At 69.9% G+C, this 19,066-nt stretch carries 14 protein-coding genes; 3 read left to right on the top strand and 11 right to left on the bottom strand.

The features are described from left to right. Window positions 1-74: 74 nt before the first annotated feature. From ABD951_RS23190 to ABD951_RS23175, 4 genes are all read right to left on the bottom strand, one after another. Window positions 75-3,332 (bottom strand): arabinosyltransferase domain-containing protein, encoded by a 3,258-nt coding sequence (locus ABD951_RS23190; RefSeq protein WP_345350929.1) that lies wholly within the window; start codon window positions 3,330-3,332, stop codon window positions 75-77. A gap of 103 nt (window positions 3,333-3,435) precedes the next feature. Beyond that, window positions 3,436-3,564: a hypothetical protein gene (locus ABD951_RS23185; protein WP_345350926.1), complete on the bottom strand. Its 129-nt coding sequence runs from the start codon at window positions 3,562-3,564 to the stop codon at window positions 3,436-3,438. Between the two features lie 157 nt (window positions 3,565-3,721). Next, the gene (locus tag ABD951_RS23180; protein WP_345350923.1) at window positions 3,722-5,497 is read right to left on the bottom strand and encodes a glycosyl transferase; all 1,776 of its coding nucleotides are present in this window, start codon (window positions 5,495-5,497) and stop codon (window positions 3,722-3,724) included. A gap of 111 nt (window positions 5,498-5,608) precedes the next feature. Beyond that, a complete protein-coding gene (locus ABD951_RS23175) occupies window positions 5,609-5,878 on the bottom strand; it encodes a helix-turn-helix domain-containing protein (protein ID WP_345350920.1) in 270 nt (89 codons plus the stop codon). 46 nt (window positions 5,879-5,924) lie between these two features. Between ABD951_RS23175 and map the strand changes: the two genes are divergently transcribed. Beyond that, a complete protein-coding gene (gene map, locus ABD951_RS23170; RefSeq protein WP_345350917.1) occupies window positions 5,925-6,692 on the top strand; it encodes a type I methionyl aminopeptidase in 768 nt (255 codons plus the stop codon). 978 nt (window positions 6,693-7,670) lie between these two features. Here map and ABD951_RS23165 read toward each other — a convergent pair. From ABD951_RS23165 to ABD951_RS23140, 6 genes are all read right to left on the bottom strand, one after another. Continuing rightward, window positions 7,671-8,819 carry a steroid 3-ketoacyl-CoA thiolase gene (locus ABD951_RS23165; RefSeq protein ID WP_345350914.1) on the bottom strand — a complete coding sequence of 383 codons (1,149 nt, stop codon included), beginning with the start codon at window positions 8,817-8,819 and terminating at the stop codon, window positions 7,671-7,673. A 102-nt stretch (window positions 8,820-8,921) separates the two neighbouring features. After that, entirely contained in the window at window positions 8,922-11,108 is a 2,187-nt protein-coding gene (locus ABD951_RS23160) for an acyl-CoA dehydrogenase family protein (RefSeq protein WP_345350911.1), read from the bottom strand. Window positions 11,109-11,158: 50 nt separating this feature from the next. Next, window positions 11,159-12,772, bottom strand: coding sequence for an acyl-CoA synthetase (locus tag ABD951_RS23155; protein ID WP_345350908.1), 1,614 nt, complete (start codon window positions 12,770-12,772; stop codon window positions 11,159-11,161). Between the two features lie 111 nt (window positions 12,773-12,883). Beyond that, window positions 12,884-14,380, bottom strand: coding sequence for an MFS transporter (locus tag ABD951_RS23150; RefSeq protein ID WP_345350905.1), 1,497 nt, complete (start codon window positions 14,378-14,380; stop codon window positions 12,884-12,886). A 4-nt stretch (window positions 14,381-14,384) separates the two neighbouring features. After that, the gene (locus tag ABD951_RS23145) at window positions 14,385-15,347 is read right to left on the bottom strand and encodes a TauD/TfdA dioxygenase family protein (RefSeq protein WP_345350902.1); all 963 of its coding nucleotides are present in this window, start codon (window positions 15,345-15,347) and stop codon (window positions 14,385-14,387) included. Further along, complete coding sequence (locus ABD951_RS23140) at window positions 15,344-15,976, bottom strand: TetR/AcrR family transcriptional regulator (RefSeq protein WP_345350899.1); 633 nt, start codon at window positions 15,974-15,976, stop codon at window positions 15,344-15,346. The genes ABD951_RS23145 and ABD951_RS23140 overlap by 4 nt, the downstream gene beginning before the upstream one ends. Before the next feature lie 136 nt (window positions 15,977-16,112). Here ABD951_RS23140 and ABD951_RS23135 point away from each other — a divergent pair, with 136 nt between their 5' ends. Continuing rightward, window positions 16,113-17,180: a sigma-70 family RNA polymerase sigma factor gene (locus tag ABD951_RS23135; RefSeq protein ID WP_425569926.1), complete on the top strand. Its 1,068-nt coding sequence runs from the start codon at window positions 16,113-16,115 to the stop codon at window positions 17,178-17,180. Continuing rightward, complete coding sequence (locus tag ABD951_RS23130) at window positions 17,177-17,770, top strand: TIGR03086 family metal-binding protein (protein ID WP_345350893.1); 594 nt, start codon at window positions 17,177-17,179, stop codon at window positions 17,768-17,770. Before ABD951_RS23135 ends, ABD951_RS23130 begins: the two co-directional genes overlap by 4 nt. On the opposite strand, the gene ABD951_RS23125 is transcribed toward ABD951_RS23130, so the two are convergent. Next, entirely contained in the window at window positions 17,767-19,005 is a 1,239-nt protein-coding gene (locus ABD951_RS23125) for a serine hydrolase domain-containing protein (protein ID WP_345350890.1), read from the bottom strand. The genes ABD951_RS23130 and ABD951_RS23125 overlap by 4 nt on opposite strands. Between the last annotated feature and the right edge of the window lie 61 nt (window positions 19,006-19,066).

Below are 19,066 nucleotides of genomic sequence, written 5' to 3'. Positions count from 1 at the left end.
GTCGATGGTATGACAGCAACCTGAGCGGCGATCACAGCATGGGAAATGCCGCTTTTGCCCGGCCCGTCGGGCTGCTACCGCGCGGCGATCGGTCCCGGCGACCACAGCCCCGACCGCGTCACCGTCTCGGTGGCGACGCGGGCCGTCGTCGCGGACGGATCCAGCGGCGTGTACCGCTCCAGCGATCCCCAGTCCCGGGCCCAGTCGCGGTCGAGGTAACTGGGCATCGTCTGCGCGGACAGCAGCAGGTCGATCCAGCCGAGCGGTCCGCCGCCGTACTTGTCCTGCCAGGCGTTGGTGGAGTCGGCGCCGACCCGGTCCGGCAGGATCCGGTACTCCGGCACCTCCGCGACCCCGTACTGGTGGTCGAACGGCCGCTGGCACGGGAACGACAGGCCCACCGACCAGTCGAGCAGCACCGGCGCCTGCGACCCGACCACCTCGTTCAGCGTCTTCGTCTGCGGCACCCGCGGCGGGGTCACGGCCAGCCACTGCTTCGGGGTGAGGTCGTGGTCGTCGGCGACGAGCCGGACCGCGTCCGCGTCGGCGGGGATCTGCGACATCGGAACCCGCAGGTTCCGCCACGACGGCGACGGCCCGATGTCGATCGGGGCGATCGAGCCGCGGACCTCCACGCCGCCGCCGCCGGTGCGTGTGCCGTACTCGACGTGCAGGTCCTGGCCGTAGGTGACGATGCCGTCGCGGTCGACGTAGCGGATCCGGCCGGCCGCGGTCACCACCAGCAGCGGGGTCGCGTCGCTGCGGGCGGGCAGCGCGTACCAGCCCGACGTCAGGTGCGCCGGCTGCTGCTCGCCGGTCCGGTAGCTGCCCAGGACCGGTGTCGTGGCGGGATCGAGCCCGAACGGCAACGCCACCGAGCTGCCGTTGACACCGGTCGCGCCGGTGCCGCCTCCGGTGCCCGCCGACGTACCGGTGGTCGTGGTGGCCTTGTTGTCGACGGTGTTGGGGCCGCCGGCGGCCTTGGCCTCCTCGTCGGCGGTCAGGTCGACGGGGACGCCGTTCGGGGTGAAGCCGGTGTTCTCCCCGCCGCCGAGCGGATCGGGACCCGGGACGAGCGGCGCCAGCATGCCGGCGTTCGCGTCGGGTTCGACGAGCACGTCGTCGGCCAGCGCGCAGGTGTCGCCGGTGAGGGTGTCGACGTTGGATCGGGCGACCGAGTACGCCGGGTACTGCGCGACCGCGGCCTTCGCCAGCGACAGCACCTCGACCAGCACGATGAACGCGGCGGCGAGCGTCAGCGGTGACGCGATCAGCGTGCGCAGGTTTCCGCGCACCGGCTCTTCCGGCCCGCGGTAGGGCTCCCGCAGGTGCTGCCAGCCCGCGTACAGCAGCATCAGCACGCTGAGCACCAGGAACGCGGTGGAGAACGGCTTGCCGCCGATCGAGGGCGCCTTGTCCCACCACGGGACGCCGTAGCTGGAGACGTACCACCAGCCGTTCGAGCCGGTGAACGCCAGCGCGAGCAGGAACAGCACACCGGACGCGAACAGTGCGCGGTTGCGACGTGAGCCGGCGGTCGCGGTGGCGATCCCGACCGCGGTGACCGCGGCGATGGACCCGGCCAGGCCCGCGTACACGCCGAAGTGGTGGGTCCACTTCGTCGGCGTCGCCATCATCAGCAGCAGCGAGACGAAGACGATGCCGAGGATGCGGCGCGACGGCCCGGCCGCGGCGCCGGGAATCCGGCCGCGGCCGCGCAGCAGCAGCATCGCGCACACGATCAGGCACAGCACCATCGCGAAGACGCCGAACCGACGCGCGAGGGAACCGTCGGGGGAGACGTTCAGCAGCGCCTCGTACCGCTGGTACTCGCCCCACCACTTCACGTTCGGCCCGATCGCGGTGCGCACCTTGATCGCCTCGAGCACGCCGGCGAGGGTCTGGTCGGCGAAGATCGCGACCAGCACGACGGTGCCCGCGGCGAGCACCGGTGCGACCAGCGGGACGACCCCGACGACGCGCGCGCGGGTCACGACCAGTTTCACCAACGGCCGCAGGCTGACGATCAGCGCGGCGACGGCGATCAGGCCGGTCGGGCCGGCGGCGAGGGAGAACGCGGCGAGCAGCACGCCGACCGCCGCGGGCAGGACCCGGCCGGTCGCGATGGCCCGTTCGATCGAGCACCAGGTGAGCAGGGCGCCGAGCGCGATCACCGGCTCGGGGCGCAGGCCGTTGTCGTAGGGCAGCCAGAAGGACAGGAACACCAGCCCCGCGGTCCACACGGCGATCCGGTTGCGGCGCACCGCCCGTCCGAGGCGGGGGATGACCTCGCGGCTGATCACCATCCAGCACAGGATCCCGGCGATCAGCGCGGGCAGCCGCATCCAGGTGCTGGCGGTGGAGACCTTCGCCATCGCGGCGAGCACGTCGTAGTACCAGCCGAACGGGGCCTCGGACGCACCGAACCACCGGTAGTAGTTGGCCATGTACCCGGAGTGTTCGGACACCCGGGCCATCGTCAGCAGGTAGCCGTCGTCGGAGGTGTTGGCGCCGATGAAGTGCCAGACGACCAGGGTGCCGATCACGACGGCGTCGACGCCGGTGAACCGCAGCCAGTGCCGCGGCAGGAAACGGCGGGCGCGGCGGCCGTCGGACAGGTCGAGGCGGTGCAGCGCGACCAGCGACAGCAGTGTCGCGAGCACACCGACGACCATCGCGAGCACCTTGAACGCGGTCGGGCTCGAGGAGAAGCGCGAGTCGACGTCGGCGTGGACCTCGAGACCCGCCGGGGCGGCACCCTTCAGGTCGGTGAAGAAGCCGACCATCTGGGGGCGCTGATCGCCGGCGACGTCGACGCTGACGGCGGACCGCTCACCGGACGCGGTCAGTCCGGCGAACGTCGCGGTGGTGTGGTCCGCGTCCGAGTGCACGACCAGAGCGGTGCACCGGGCGAGATCGGCCAGCGGGGCCGCGATCAGCCGGGTGCCCCGCAGGACGACCGAGACGGTGCGGTCGGGGTCCGATCCGACGGTGACGGCGAACCCGACCACCTCGGCGTCGGCGGACTGCTTCGGGACGGTCGACACGACGGTGGACACGTCGCCGGGCACGGACGCGAGGACCGGGCAGGGAATGTGGACGTCGAGGGCCAGCGGCTCGTAGGTCACCAGCGGTGCCTTGACAGCGGTCAGGTCGCCGTTCTGCGGCCACGACACGGCGGCGGCGGTCTGCGAGACCGGCAGCAGCGGGGTGACGACCGCGAGGAGGAAGCCGATCAGTCCGGCGACGGCGGCGATCAGGCGGGCGGTGCGGCCGGGATCGGGGGCCGGTGCAGCAGCGGGGACGGCGGGGGCCTCTGACTCGGCGGACACAAGGGTCGATCGTATGGGATGGCGGGGCGTCGGCGTCGCCGCCGGGGACGCGGGTCGGGACGATCGTTGCGAGGGAGCGGATCCCGACCCGCGTCCGGCAGGGTCAGGACCCGAAGTGGAATCCGCCGCCGCCGCCACCGGTGGCCCCACCGGTGCCGCCGCCCTCGGCGTTGCTGCCGAAGCTCGGGCCGAGCATCTGGGCGATCAGGGAGAACATCGTCGAGAAGGACATGGGTACTCCTGGTCTTGTCCGTGCGATCGGCACCGGTTGGTGCCGTTCGCCATTCGACCCTCCGGCGCCGCCGCCCGGCGACGTTCCGGCGCAGGTTAGGGGACGGTTAGGGAACAGTCGGGCATCCCCGTGCCCCTATCGGTGCCCCCCAACGGGGTCAGGCCCGGACCAGGGGTCGCACGTCCCACACCCAGACGTCGTCGACCCGGGAGCCGGGGGCGCCGAGCAGCGCCTCGACGGTCTGGCGCAGGACGCGGTCGTTGTCGCCGGCGGGCAGCACGACGACGTCGGCGCGCCAGAACGTCAGGTCGGCGACGGCCTGTGCGCGCATCGCGTCGGTCACGTCCGGGACGATCCCGGTCTGCTGGGTCTTGCCGAACAGTCGCGCGGTGGGCCGGTCGTCGGGCCCGTACTTGGCCTTCTTGTCGGGGCCGACCGGGCCGACGAAATAGCCGCCGGCCAGCGGGAACCCGAAGTCGGCGTCGACCTGCCAGGTCAGTGCCCGCGCATCCTCGGGCCGGGGCAGGGGGACGGTGACGACCGACCCGGCGGTGACGTAGTGGCGCCAGCTGCCGTCGGCGAAGAACTGCGGGTCCGGTGCCCGCTGCACGGCCTGCAGCGGCAGCGGGGTCAGCGGGACGAGCGCGACCGCGAGCGCCACCGTCCACGGGATCAGGGTGGCCCGCTCGCGCAGCGCCCGGTCCAGCGTCAGGGCGAGCAGCAGCGCGATCGCGGGGACCGCGCCCATCGCGAACCGGGTCTCGAGCACGGATTCGAACAGCGGCAGCCGTTCGAGCCACGACCACGGCAGATCGACGCCCGTCTTGTCGCGGCCGATCGTCAGTTCGGCGCCGAGGGACAGGACGCACAGGACGACGACGGTCACCGCGGCGGCGCGCGCGGCGACCTCGCGGCGCAGCCACACCGTCGAGGCGAGGACCACCACGAGCAGCGGCCACCCGAAGTAGGCGTTCTCCTCGGTGCCGTTGATCGCGACGTCCTGGCCGGGGCTGACGTGCCCGCCGACGGACTGGCGCGGGAACTGCAGCAGCCCCAGCAGGTCGTTGCCCATCGGGCCGTGGTCGATGAAGCGGTAGCTCTGCGGGCCGAAGAACTGCCACCACAGCGGGCCCGCGGTCAGCACCAGCGCGATCGCGGCGGCGAGCAGCAGAGGCCGGGTGGCGTTGCGGACCGCGGCCGCGGCGAGCCGCGGACGGAAGGCGAACCAGGCGAGGGTGAAGACGCCGAACGCGACCGCGGTGATCAGCAGCGGCTCCTCGCCGAGCGCGATCTGGGCGGCGACCAGCACCCCGAGAACGACCGCGGTGCGGGTGCCGCCGCCGCGCGACAACCGGATCACGCAGGCGAGGATCACCGGCAGCAGCGGGAGGACGACGAAGTTCGGGTGCCCGTTGGCGTGCGAGATCATCGCGGGGGCGAACCCGCAGAACAGGCCGCCGACCGCGGCCGCGATCGGGGACTGCACGGCGTAGCGGCCGAGGAACCAGTACCAGGCGTACGCGGTCGAGGCGAGTCCGAACGTCAGCACCAGCGTCCAGGTGAAGGTCGGCCCGAACAGCAGGGTGAGCGGGGCCAGCGGGACGCTCACGCCGAACATCGCGGTGTTCGCCATCAGGTTGACGCCCTGCGGGTGGTTCTGCAGCACCGTGCCGAGCGGATTGTCGAGGTGGGTGATCGAGCGTGCGGCGAGTGCGAAGAACCATTCCCACATCCGCTGGTCCTGGCCGCTACCGGTCAGGTAACCGGACGCCGGATGTCGCCACTGGTTTCCCATGACGTAGGCGGCGAGCGCGGTGAACACGAGTGCCGCGGCGGCGTCGGGACGGGAGAGGCGTAGTCGGCGGCGAAGGGGTGCGGTCGTGGTCGCGGTCGCGGTGTTCGGGCCTGCGACGCCCACGGGGAGTGCAGCCATTCGCCCTCCTTGTCCGTCGGTCGTCCGGCGGGTCGCCGGTCGTGGTGCTTCGAACACGGTACGCATCGACCCTGGGATTGCGCTGGGTGCGGTACGGCCGCCGGGGGGAGCTCAGGACGCGACGTCACGGGGGATCGGCGGTTCGGTCAGGGCGTCGGCGACCCGGTCGAGCGACAGCCCGAGGACCCGGGCGAGGGCGGAGACCGTGAAGAACGCGGGCGTCGCGATCCGGCCGGTCTCGATCTTGCGCAGGGTTTCGACCGAGATGCCGGCCGAGGTCGCCACCTCGACCATGCTGACCGCGCCGCGGGCCGTGCGCAGCAGGTCGCCCAGCCGTCGGCCCCGTTCGATCTCGTCCGCTGTCAGTGGCACGCGCACCATGGCCCTATAGTAATACCGGTATAGTTATTCGAAACGGGGTGTGGTGATGGTGGAACTGAAGACGGCCGGGGAGATCGACGCGATGCGAGAGGCCGGCCGCGTCGTGGCCGCCGCTCTGGCCGCGGCCCGCGACGCGGCGGCGGTCGGGGTGAGCCTGCGCGAGATCGATGCGGCGGCCGCCGCCGCGCTCGCGGACGCCGGGGCGCAGCCGGCGTTCCTCGGTTACCACCCGAACTGGGCGCCGACCCCGTTCCCGGGGGTGATCTGCGCCAGCGTGAACGACGCCGTCGTGCACGGGATCCCGGAGGGTCCGCGGCTCGCGGACGGCGATCTGGTCAGCATCGACTGCGGCGCGTTCGTCGACGGCTGGTGCGGCGACGCCGCGATCAGCTTCGTCGTCGGCGACGCCGACCCGGAGGACCTGCGGCTGATCGCCGACACCGACGAGGCACTCGCCCGCGGCATCGCCGCCGCGCGTGCCGGAAACCGGCTCGGCGACATCGCCGATGCGATCGGATCGTTCGCCCGGTCCCGCGGCCGCGGTGTGCTCGCCGACCACGGTGGGCACGGCATCGGTCGCGCGATGCACGAGGACCCGGACGTGCCGAACGAGGGCCCTGCGGGACGCGGGATGCGGTTGCGGCCGGGGCTGGTCCTCGCGCTCGAGCCGATGCTGATCCGTGGCGGCGGTGACGACTACCGGCACGACGCCGACGGCTGGACGCTGCGCACCCTGGACGGGTCGCGCGCCGCGCACAGCGAGCACACCATCGCCGTCACCGTCGACGGGCCGCTGGTGCTCACCGCGGTCTGAGCGCCGACCCGACCTCCTGATGTCGTTCTCGCTCATCGGGACTCCTCCGGTCGTGGGGCGCCGCTCGGTATGAACAGTCGATATCGGCGGATGATCTCGTGGGCGTCCGGAGACGAGCCCGATGTTCCCGACTTCGCTCCCGTGGGCGGCACGAACCACATGCCTGCCCGGTCGTTGGCTGAGGCGATCTGGGACGCCCTGCAGAATGCGGAGCCGGGTGCCGCGTATCTCGTTGGCGACCGGAATCTCTCGTTCCGCGAGTTCTTCCAGATGCTCGTCGACGCCGCCGGTGGGAATCGGGTCGTGGACGAGCGCGACGAGGAGCACCCGCTGCTACCGGATGCCTTCATCGTCCAGGGTCGCGGAAACAGGTTGTCCTATGAGCCGACGCCTGCGAACGTGTCCCGGCTCGGCTACACCCGCAACGACTGCGCGCGTGCGGCCGAACAACTGGTCCGGGTGGTGCGCGCAGCGTCTCGTTGGCCGCTCGAACGCATACGGCCCCCGGCCTGGCGAACCGAGTTCGCCAGGCCGGGGGCCGATTTGGTTGTGTCTGCGGGCAAGGACGTCATCGAGACAAGAATCCGGCCATGCCCGCCGACAAGGCCCCCAGCGCAATCACACACGCGCCCGCCGCCACCGGGTGACTGTTCGCGGTCGTTCTTCCCTCGCGTGGCCGGCGTGCCCGAAGGTGACCGATCGCCGCCAGCCCCAGCATCATGCCCGCCGTCGGCAACCAGGGGATTGCCGCGGCGCTCCGTTCCCGCTGCACGACCTGGTTGACGAAGAGCGCAGCAGCCGCCGGCGCACAGCGCGGTTCGACGCCAGGCGAGCGACGTGCGTTCGACCGCGGGCCGGGGTCTCGCGCCGGTGCCGTCGTCACGAGACGATCAGCGCGGCGCTCGTGAGCACGGCGATGGTGCCCGCGCCCGCGCGTCGTCCTCTCCTTCGTCCGCCCGTGCCGAGCGTCGACGGACGTCACATCCGCTCGATGATTGCCCCGCTCGCCATCGCGCCGCCGGCGCACACGGCGACGAGCGCCCGCTCACCGTCACGGCGTTCCAACTCGTCGATCGCCGCCGCGATGAGTCGTACCCCGGACGAGCCGACCGGGTGCCCCAGTGCGATCGCGCCACCGTTGACGTTGAGTCGGTCCTCGCCGACGCCATGGACCCGCGCCATCGACATCGGGACCGCCGCGAACGCCTCGTTGACCTCGAACAGGTCGATGTCCTTCACCGACATCCGCGAACGGTCGAGCAGCAGCTCGACCGCCTGGACGGGCCCGTCCAGGAGAAAACGGGTCTCGGCACCGATCAAGCACTGCATGACGATTCGGGCCCGCGGACGCAGGCCGAGTCCTCGCGCCACGGTCTCGTCCATCAGCACCGCGGCGGCCGCGCCGTCCGAGATCTGCGAGGAGGTGCCCGCGGTGTGCAGGCCGTCGTCGAGCACGGGCTTCAGGCGGGCCAGGGCTTCCATCGACGTCTCGCGCAAACCCTGGTCGCGCGTGACGACGGTGGGCTCGCCTCCGTCGGCACCTGGCGCCGTGACCGGGATGATCTGCCGGTCGAACCGACCCTCCTCCCACGCGAGCGCGGCCCGCTGCTGCGACCGGAGACCGAATGCATCCAGCTCCTGCCGGGTGAAGCCGCGCCGCCGCGCAATACGATCGGCGCCGAGGAACTGGGCGGGGATGTCGACCGTCCATCCCTGAGGCCGAGGGTGGCCGAACTCCCCGGAGATGTTGGACAACAACGGAACCCGCGACATTGCCTCGACTCCGCACGCCATGCCGGCCTCGATGACACCGGCCGCGATCTGGGCTGCGATCAGGTTCACCGACTGCTGCCCGGAGCCGCACTGCGCGTCGATGGTCGTCACGCCGGTGCGCTCGGGCAGGCCCGCGTGCAACCATGCGTTGCGGCTGACGTTCGATGCCTGTTCGCCCGCCTGGGTCACACATCCGCCGATGACCTGCTCGATGATGTTCGGGTCCAGCTGCAGGCGTTCGAGCAAGCCCGCCTGGACGGCCGCCAGCAGTTCCGCCGCGTGCAGTCCGGACAGCCAACCGCCCCGCCGACCGTACGGCGACCGCGCAGCATCAACGATGACCGGATTACCCACAATTTCTCCTCGCGCATTGGCGACGCCCAAGCCGCTGGACGCCGCGTGTTGTATTCGCCCATCACGTGTTTGGTGGACGGTCTCCGGAGTCGACGGCCGGTGTCACGTTCCGGGCTCGGGGTCTCGGGGGAGACCCAGGATTCGCTCGGCGATGATGTTCAGCTGGACGTTGGTGGTGCCGCCGGCGATCGACAGATTCTGCGAGCTCAGGAACATCCGCGTCGCGGACCGACCCTGGTCGCCGAGCAGTGCGCTCGGGCCGGCCCAGTCCATCGCGACCTCCCACACCTGCTGGATGTGCTCGACACCGAGCAGTTTCGAGATCGACGACTCGGCGCCGGGCTGACCGCCGGTGAGTGAGCGCAGTGTGGTGCGCAGGCCCATCAGTCCGCCGGACTGCGCGTCGCACAACACCTTCCCCAGTACGGCCAGCTGCTCGTGGTCCAGGCAGCTCGGGAGCTCGGCGGCCAGGTCCAGCAGCGCCTCACCACCGGAACCGAGGGACGAGTCGTTCGACAGCGACACCCGCTCGTTCGCGAGGGTGGTGCGGGCCAGCTTCCAGCCGTCGCCGGGCGCGCCGAGCAGGCACTCGTCCGGGACGAACACGTCGTCGAAGAACACCTCGTTGAACAGGGCCTCGCCGGTGATCTCGCGCAGCGGGCGGATGTCGAGGCCGCTGTTCTTGATGTCGATGAGGAAGTAGGACAGGCCCTTGTGCTTGGGGACGTCGGCGTCGGTGCGGGCCAGGCAGATGCCCCAGTCCGCGGTGCGGGCCATCGACGTCCACACCTTCTGGCCGTTGAGCTTCCACCCGCCGTCGACCTTGGTCGCCTTGGTGGACAGGGCGGCCAGGTCCGAGCCGGCGCCGGGTTCGGAGAACAACTGACACCACACGATGTCGCCGCGCAGCGAGGGCGGCACGAAGCGCTGCAGCTGCTCGTCGTCGCCGTGCGCGATGAGGGTGGGGATCACCCAGTTTCCGATGATCATGTCGTGCGGTGTGACCTGTGCAGCCCGCAGCTCCTGCGCGATCACGAGCTGGGTGACCGCGTCGGCACCCTTGCCCCACGGCGCGGGCAGGTGCGGCGCCGTGTATCCCTTCTCCGCGAGATAGGCCTTGCGGGCATTCCCTTCGAGGTCGAGGGCGGGTGCCAGTTCGGTGCGGACCTCCGTGCGGATCTGCTCCGCCTCCGCCGGTAGCTCGACGCTGAGCACCCGCCGCACACCGCCCAACGTCAGTTGCGCGACGCGGCGTCGCCAGAACGCGGTGGAGCCGAGCAGGATCCGCAGCGACTGTGCCCGCCGCAAATACAGGTGCGCGTCGTGTTCCCAGGTGTAGCCGATGCCGCCGAGGATCTGGATGCAGTCCTTGGTCACCTGGAACGCCGCCTCCGGTGCGACCGCGGCTGCGACCGCGGCGGCCAGCGACGCCTCGCGGTCGTCGGTGTCCTCGTCGAGGGCGCGGGCGGCGTCCCAGGCGGTGACGCGGGCCTGCTCGGTGAGGGCGAGCATGCGGGCGGCCTTGTGCTTGACGCCCTGGAATTGGCCGATCACCCGGCCGAACTGCCGCCGCACCCGCGCATAATCGGCTGCCGTCGTGGTGGCCCAGTCCGCGAGACCGGAGGCTTCGGCCGCGAACAGCGCCGCGGCGACCCCCTGGACCTGCCGCGAATCCAGTTCCAGCACCTCACCATCGGCCAGAGCCAGCCCGTCGACGGTGACCTCGGCGTTGCGGCGCACCACGTCGTGGCTCGGCAGCTCGGTCACCTCGAGGCGATCCCGCGGGACCACCACGAACGCGAGGTCGCCGGTGATGTCGGTGGCGGCGAGCAGGAACAGATCGCCCACCTGGCCGCCGAGGATGTGGCTGGACGTGCCGGACAGGGTGACCGTGCCGCCGCCCCGGGTGAGGCGAAGCCCACCCGGCTGTAGCGAGACGGCGCCGAACAGGCTGCCGTCTGCCAAACCGGGCAGTTCGGCGGTGCGGCCGGCCTCGTGCAGGACCGCGGAGACGATCACGGTCGGCAGGAACGGGCCCGGCACCATCGCACGGCCGAGTTCCTCTACGACGACGGCGGTTTCGACCAAACCGTAGCCACCGCCGCCGAACTCCTCGGGCAGGTGGAGGCCCAACAGGCCGAGCTCGGCGAGCGAACCCCAGAACACGGGCCGAGTCTCGGTCTTGGCGTCGACGGCCTCGCGGATCACGGTCGGGCCGGCGTGCCGGGCGGCCCAACCGCGCACCGAATCGCGGAGTTCGCGGTCCGCGTCACTCATTCCAATGGTCATGAACAATCCTCAGAAATAGGGGGAATCGATGTCGGATGCGCTCGGAGTGGTCAGCCGGCGGCTTCGAGAGTTGCCTTCGCCCAGCGGTAGTCCGCCTTTCCGCTCGGCGAGCGGACGATCTCGGGGACCACCACCACGGTCCGCGGCACCTTGTAGCCGGCGATCAGAGTGCGGCAGTGCGCGATGAGGTCGTCACGGCCGGGTGCGTCCGCGTCGGCGCGGGCCTGGATCACCGCCGAGACCCGCTGGCCGTAGGTCGGGTCGGGGATCCCGGCGACGACCGCGTCGAGTACGTCGGGATGAGCCTTGATGGCCTCCTCGACCTCCTCGGCGTACACCTTCTCGCCGCCGGTGTTGATGCACGAGGAGCCGCGGCCGAGGACGACGATCGAGCCGTCCTCCTCGACGCGGGCGAGGTCACCGAGCACGGACAGGCGGACGCCGTCGACCACCGGGAACGTCGCTGCGCTCTTCTCCGGATCGCCGAAGTACCCGATCGGGACGTGCCCCACGTGCGCGAGGTAGCCGATCTCGTCCGAGCCGGGAACGATCGTCGCGAAGTCGGCGTCGACGACGCGCACCTTGGGTGACGGCGACATCCGCAGCAGCCCGTCCTCGCTCGCCTTCAGCTCGCCGTCGTTTCCGGACTCGGATGAACCGAAACCGTTGCGCAATACCACATTCGGAAGGAGTTCCTGCAGCTGCTCGCGCACGGTGGCCGACCAGAGAGCGCCGCCTGAGCCGATGGCCCACAGTGAGCTGAGGTCGAAGCGGTCACGGTTCTCGGCGATGGCGTCGGCGAGCGGCCGGGCGATCGCGTCGCCGACGAGCTGAACGCAGCGGAGCTTGTGCTTCTCGATGAGCCTGAGCGCCTCGACGGGCTCGAACCTGGGCATGAGCACGTGCTTGGAGCCCATGAACATGCAGGTGAACAGTGAGTAGGACGCCGCACCGTGCATGAGCGGCGCGGTGAGCAAGTAGGACAGCGGGTCCGCGTTGGCGGCCGCGGCGGCCGCCAGCTCGGCACCGGACAGAATCGGTGCCCCCATGAGGTTGCCGCCGCTCAGCGCGGCGAAGTAGAAGTCCTCGTGACGCCACATGACACCCTTGGGCATGCCGGTGGTGCCGCCGGTGTAGATGACGTATCGGTCGTCGCTGCTGCGTTCGGGGAAGTCTCGTCCGGGTGACTGTTCGGCGACGGCCGTGTGGAAGTCGACCACCGAAACACCTGCCGCCGCAGCGGCGGTCGCGAGGGCCGGTCCGGCGGCCTCGCCGATGAGCACGATGTGTCGCAGCGTGGGGCACTTGGGCAGCACCTCGGCGATGACGTCGCTGAACTCGCCGTCCGCGACCACCGCGGCCAGTTCTGCGTCGTTGTAGAGGTACGTCAGCTCGGCGTCGATGTAGCGGAAGTTGACGTTGACCGGGACCGCGCGCACCTTGAGGCAGCCGAGCAGCGACTCGACGTACTCGATGCTGTTGCGGCCGTGGAGGCCGACGTGTTCGCCGGGCCGGATTCCTCGAGCGGTGAGGTGATGTGCGATCCGGTTCGCGCCGGCGTCGAACTCGATGAACGTCCGGGTGTCGTCGCCGCACACGAGCGCGATCTTGTCTGGAACCCCATCGATGAGCGCTTCGGTGAGATCCGCGAGGTTGAGTGACATGGCTGGTCCTTCAGGAGTATTCGCACGGTGAGAAGGTGTGAGGTGGTGCGACTGGGCGGAGCGCAATGACGGATTGCGGCTCTCGGCCGGAGAATGTCGCGTGACCGGTCGTCACGGAGTGGTCGGGGCAAGGCCGACGGGTTCGACGACACCGACGGCGTCCGGTGGGGTGTCCTGCCGCAAACCGCCCTGCGCAGGAGTGCGACCGTGCCGCATGATCAGCGCGACGCCGAGGCCCACGACGCCGACGAGCGCGGCGTACAGGTAGCCACGAGTGATCGCGCTGTCGGCATACAGCACGGCGTGCGTCTGCGGGTTCACCGCGAGCACGTGGCGTGACATCACCACCCCGGTCAGGGTGGTCGCGATCCCGCCGGCCAACAGCGAACCCATGCCACTGATCGCGTTGCCGATGCCGCCCTGCGAGGCAGGCAGCGCGTCCTGAATCAGGTTCGCATTCGACGAGTGCAGGAATCCGACGGCGAAACCCATGATGGAACTCATGACCGCGACCTGCCACTGGATCGTGAACAGACGCGAACCCAGGAACATCACGACCAGGAACGACACGGCTGCGGTCAACAGCACGTATCGTGCGCCGATTCGCTTGGAGATGATTCCGCCGACCGGACCCGCGAACATCGACACGACGCCGAGCGGGCACGTCCAGATCGCGAACTGCATCGCGGACAGGCCGGAACCGTAGCTGATCCCCGGCAGACCCGCGGGCGTCTGCAACATGGTCGGGACCAGCAGGGAATGGGCGCTCATCATCCACGAGATGCAGGCCACTGCGAGCACGGTCGGACCGAACCTTCTGCCGAACAAGACGTTGAGATCGATCAGGGGGCTGGGTGCAAAGCGTTGCCACACAACGAATCCCACCAGCATCGCGGCCCCGCCGATGAGAGCGGCGAGGGTCAGGGCATCGGTCCACCCGACCCGCGCGCCCCTGGTGATGCCGACGAGCATGATGCCGATCCCCGGACCGAGCAGGACGACCCCGAGGTAGTCCAGCGGCCGGTCCACCCGGACCGGGCTCTCTGGAACGATCAGTGCATAGAAGGGGATCAGGACGGCCACGTAGGCCGCCATGAACCAGAAGATTCCCTGGTATCCGGTGTGGTCGATGAGCCAGCCCGCGATGAACGGGCTCGCGATCGCCGACATCCCGATCCCTGTGACCGCGGCGCCGAGGGCGATCGGCACGACGTCGCGCGGAATGATGTCGCGGATCAAGCCATAGGAGATCGTGACGATTCCCATCAAGGAGCCCTGCAGGATCCGTCCGGCCATCAACATGGCGAACGACGTCGCCAGCGCGCACAGCACACTTCCCGCGATGAAGAACACGGCGAGCGAGAGAATCACCCGCTTCTTGCCCCATTTGTCCGAGGCCTTGCCGACGAGCGGCATCGTGGTGCCACCCGCCAGCGTCACGATCGAGACGACCCACGCGATGTCCAGGGTCTGGAAAGCGGGTGCCATGTGTGGCAACGCCGGGAGAACCATGAGGATCTCGAATGTGGCGATCTCCGACAGCAGGATGATGAAGGCGAGCACCGTGACGATGCGGCCCCGGCTCATGGATACGACTTGTGACTCCATCCGTTCACATCCGATCGCTCGCACCGGACACGCCCACAGGGGTGTCGCCGACGATCGAGATGCGCTCCATGACCCGACGAGCCGGGAAGTAGTCGCTCGCGGCATAGTGCTGACAGGATCGGTTGTCCCAGAACGCGATCGTGTCCTTCTGCCACCGCAGACGCACCTGGAACTCGGGACGCTGGACGTGTCGGTACAGCAGTCGGAGGAGTTCGTTCGATTCGTCGTCCGAGACGCCCAGAATCCGCTGTGTGAAGGCGGAATTGACGAACAACACGCGCCGGCCCGACTCGGGGATCACCCGCACCACGGGGTGGGTGACCGGCGGAAAGTGCGGGCGGAGGTGCGCCACCGCCTCCTCCGGCATCCTGGTCCCGAACGATTGCATCCAGTCGTGTTCGGCCTCGAGGCCGTCGATCCGGGACCGGATGTCCTCCGGGAGCAGGTCATAGGCGGCGCCGGTGTCTGCCCACAGTGTGTCGCCACCCACGGAGGGAATCTCCACGGCCCGCAGAACTGCTGCATACGAAGGGAACTCGTGCCAGGTGACGTCGTTGTGCCAGACGTTCTCCACGCCGACCGACATCGCGTCCTTGGCCAGGGTGGCCACATCGGCATCGCTCTGGCCCGGCTGGGTGTACTTGAAGAACGGGTGTTGCTCGAGCTCGCCCCACCGTGCCGCGAAGTCTCGGTGCTCGCTGCGATCGATGTCCTGGTCGCGGAAGAACAGGACCTTCCATTCCAGCAGTGCGCGGCGCAGCTCGGCGAGCACCTCGTCGGAAAGTCCACCGCTGAGCCTGATCCCCGCGATCTCCGCACCGATGGTCGGTGTGTGCGGCGTGAGCGTGAACAGTTCGTACGGACGCTCTTCCAGGGTTTCCGGCATTCTCGTGGCAACGAGTGGGCCGTAGGCCGCGAGCGGATCGGTGGGAGTGGGTACTGCGGTGACGGGAAGTGCATAGGTCATGGGCTGACTCCTTGGGTTCCGGGGTCTGTGCTGGGTGAGGTCTCGAGGATGGCGACGCAGCTGTCGATGAGATCGGTGACGGTCGCCGTTCTCTGGTCTTGCGTGCGGTCGCTGCTCTCGTACGCGGCGAGAACGGAAATGCTGAACACGACCACGTTCACGGCGCGCCACTCCGCGATCTCGCGTGGTGCCAGGCAGGCGTCGACCATCAATTGATGTACGCGCCTGTAGCTTTCCGAGCTCAGGTGTTGCTTGATCAGATCTGCCAGCGCGGGGTCGAACAGGGCCTGGACCAGGAACCGGGCATACCGGCTTCCGGGACGGCTCAGCGTCTCGGAGGCCAGCGGCCACACCATTGCCTCCACGGCCTGCCGCGCGGTCAGCGGGGTTCCGTGGCCTTCCATCTCGTCGAGTAGTGCCTGCCGCCGTGCATTCACGGCCGACCCGCGCGCCTCGACCACGGCCTCGATCAGTCCCTCCCGGGACCCGAAGTGGTACTTCGCTGCCGACTTGTTGGATTGCCCCGCCGCGATCTGGACGTCCTTGAGCGTCAGTGCGGGCATGCCTCTTTCGGCGACGATCTGTTCGGCTGCGTCGATCATGGCCTCGCGCGATGTGGTCCTGGTCACAAGGGCCACGTTAAGGCCGCGACCTTAATTGTGTCAATGCCGGAGTTCGAGCGGCGATCTGCGGCCGTCGGCGGACAAATGCGAGAACCCTCCGTGTCGGAAGGTGTTCACTGGTACGCACCGGCCCGGATCTGAAATCTCGTCGCCGGATCGCGATGAGTTTCGGTCGGCCGGAGAGTCTGTATGGACGACGACACACAACCGAGAGGTGGGGACCATGACCGACAGCGCGGTCCAGGAGGACTTCGCTCCGCTGGCGGAGCCGTATCGGCGCGAGCTGCTGGCGCACTGTTACCGGATGTCCGGTTCGGTGCACGATGCCGAGGACCTGGTCCAGGAGGTGTACCTGAAGGCGTGGCGCGCGTACGAGAAGTTCGAGGGGCGCTCGTCGCTGCGTACCTGGTTGTATCGGATCGCGACGACCACCTGCCTGACGGCGCTGGAGAGCAAGGGCAAGCGCCCGCTGCCCACCGGTCTCGGCGCGCCGAGCTCGGACCCGGCAGGCGAGCTCGTCGAGCAGGGCGAGGTGCCCTGGCTCGAACCGATCCCCGACGCCCTGCTCGGCACCGCGGCGAGCGATCCCGCGGTGGTCGCCACCTCTCGCGAGAGCATCCGGCTGGCGCTGATCGCCGCGCTGCAGTTCCTGCCGCCGAAGCAGCGGGCGGTGCTGATCCTGCGTGAGGTGCTGGCCTGGCCTGCCGCGGAGGTGGGGGAACTGCTCGGCATCAGCACGGCGGCCGTGAACAGCGCGCTGCAACGGGCCCGTGCGCAGATCGATCGGGCGGCGCCCGCTGAGGACGCCGTCGTGGAGCCGGTCGCGCCGGACCAGCGCGAGCTGCTCGACCGGTACATGGCGGCCTTCGAGACCTACGACATGGCCGCCCTCGAGGAGCTGTTCACCCAGGACGCCGTCTGGGAGATGCCGCCTTTCGTCGGCTGGTACCAGGGTCCCGACGCGATCCGCACCCTGATCGAGAACAATTGTCCCGCACAGGGTCCGGGGGACATGAAGCTGATCCCCACGGTATCGAACGGGCAGCCCGCGTTCGCGATGTACATGCGGGGCCCCGATGGCGTGTACTCCGCTTTCCAGCTGCAGGTGGTCTCGCTCGGGCCCTCCGGGATCGGTCATGTGACCGTGTTCTTCGACGTGTCGCTGTTCGGCAAGTTCGGACTGCCCGAGACGTTGCCGGCCGGGTCATGACCGGCGCCACGGTGGCGTGGCCGTTGGCCGACCCGGTTGCCTTGCTGGAGCGTTCGATCGCCTACACGGTGGGCAGCCTGCAGCTCGTGACCGAGGAGTCGATGGACAGAGCCACGCCCTGTCGAGGGTGGGACCTGCGAGAGCTGTTGGCGCACATGTACGACGCCCTCGGCACGTTGCAGGAGGCTGCCCTGGACCGGCACATCGCGCTCGAGTTCGTCGCGGCTGGGTCCGATCCCGCGGCCGATCCCGTTGCGGCGCTGTGCGATCGCGCCTGCCGACTGCTCGGGTCGTGGGCGCGCTCGGGCGACCCGGAGGGGATCCAGATCGGTGGCGTCTCGATGGCGGCGGGCATCGTGCCCGCCGCCGGTGCCCTGGAGGTCGCCGTGCACGGGTGGGACGTCGCCAGGGCGTGCCGTCGCGACCGGCCGATCCCGCCGGACCTCGCCGAGGAATTGCTTATCTGTGCAACGCTTTTCGTCAGCGATGCGGACCGTCCGGCCCGCTTCGCCGCCCCCGTCGAGATCCCGGCGGGGGCGGGACCGGGGGAGCGGCTGCTGGCCTTCCTCGGCCGGGACCCGCGAACCTAGGCGTCCGCGATCGCCCGGAGTACCTCGAACGTCGCCTGTTCGTCCTGCTCGGTGCCGTGGTCGCTGAGCTTGACGATGACGGTGCCGGTGGCCGGGTCGACATAGGTGTACTGGCCGTAGACGCCGAGCGCGGACAGGTCCGGGCTGTCGGGGGTGGGGTGCCACCACTGCGCGGAGTAACCCCAGTTCTCGTTCGTGACCCGGTGCGGGGCAGGGGTGCTGATGCGTTCGATCCAGGCGGGCGGGACGACCTGGGTGTCGCCGGCGCGCCCACCGTCGAGGACGAGCCGGCCGATCTTGGCGTAGTCGCGTGCGGTCGCGTTGAGGCAGCAGAACGCCTTTTCCCGGCCGCCGGGCCGGTCGAGATTCCAGGTGGCGCCGTCCTCGGCGCCGATCGGGGCCCACAGGTTCCGCTCGAGCAGGTCGGTGAGCGGCTTGCCCTCGACCCGGGCCAGTATCTGTCCCAGGAGCTCGGTCTCGACGCTCCGGTAGTCGCCCGCGCTGCCCGGGGTGTACGTGACCTGGCGGTGATCGGCGACGAATTCGTCGAGGTCCTGGGTCAGGTACATCCGGGCCGTGCCGGTCAGCGGCCAGTACGGGTTGTAGTTCTCGGACACGTCGACGCCCGCGGTCATGTCCAGCAGGTGCCGGACCGTCACGGTGTCGTACTCGCCGCCGGTCGCGAGCTCCGGCAGGATGTCGACGAGCCGGTCGTCCTCGCGGAGCTTGCCGGCGTCGACCGCCTGCCCGATCATCAGCGAGACGACCGACTTGGCCATGGACCACGAGGACAGCGGCGTGGTGGCCTCGACGCCGTCGCGGTACCACTCGTGGGTGAGCGCGCCGTTGCGCACCACCAGGAACGCGTTGGTGTGGGTGGTCTCGAGGAACTGCGCGACCGGGATCTGCTCCCCCTTCCACGGCACCGTCTCGGGCAGCGGAATCGGGTTCGCCTGCAGCGGAGCGGGATCGGGCGATGCCGCCACCGCACGGGACGGGTACAGCTGACCCTGCCTCGACGGTGCCTCGGTCAGCAGCCGGACCAGGGTGGGCGGCGCGGGGATCTCGAGCACCGCGGCGGCTGCATAGGTCGCCGCCACCAGCGTCGCGGCGACCACCGGGACGACGATCGCGGCCGTGCGCAGCCGGGAGCGCCGACCCGGGGGCTCGGGCTCGGCGGCGGGGGGCTCGGCGGCCGTGGTGGCGGGTTCGGTGGTGGTGCCGGGCTCGGTCATGCGCGGGTGATCCTCGAATCGGGTATGGGTACGGGTGGTCGGCGGCGCCGTGCGGGCGCGG

This window comes from Rhodococcus olei (genome assembly GCF_039540555.1).
Lineage (GTDB): Bacteria > Actinomycetota > Actinomycetes > Mycobacteriales > Mycobacteriaceae > Rhodococcus_G > Rhodococcus_G olei.
This window is presented reverse-complemented; position numbering and strand designations above follow the sequence as displayed.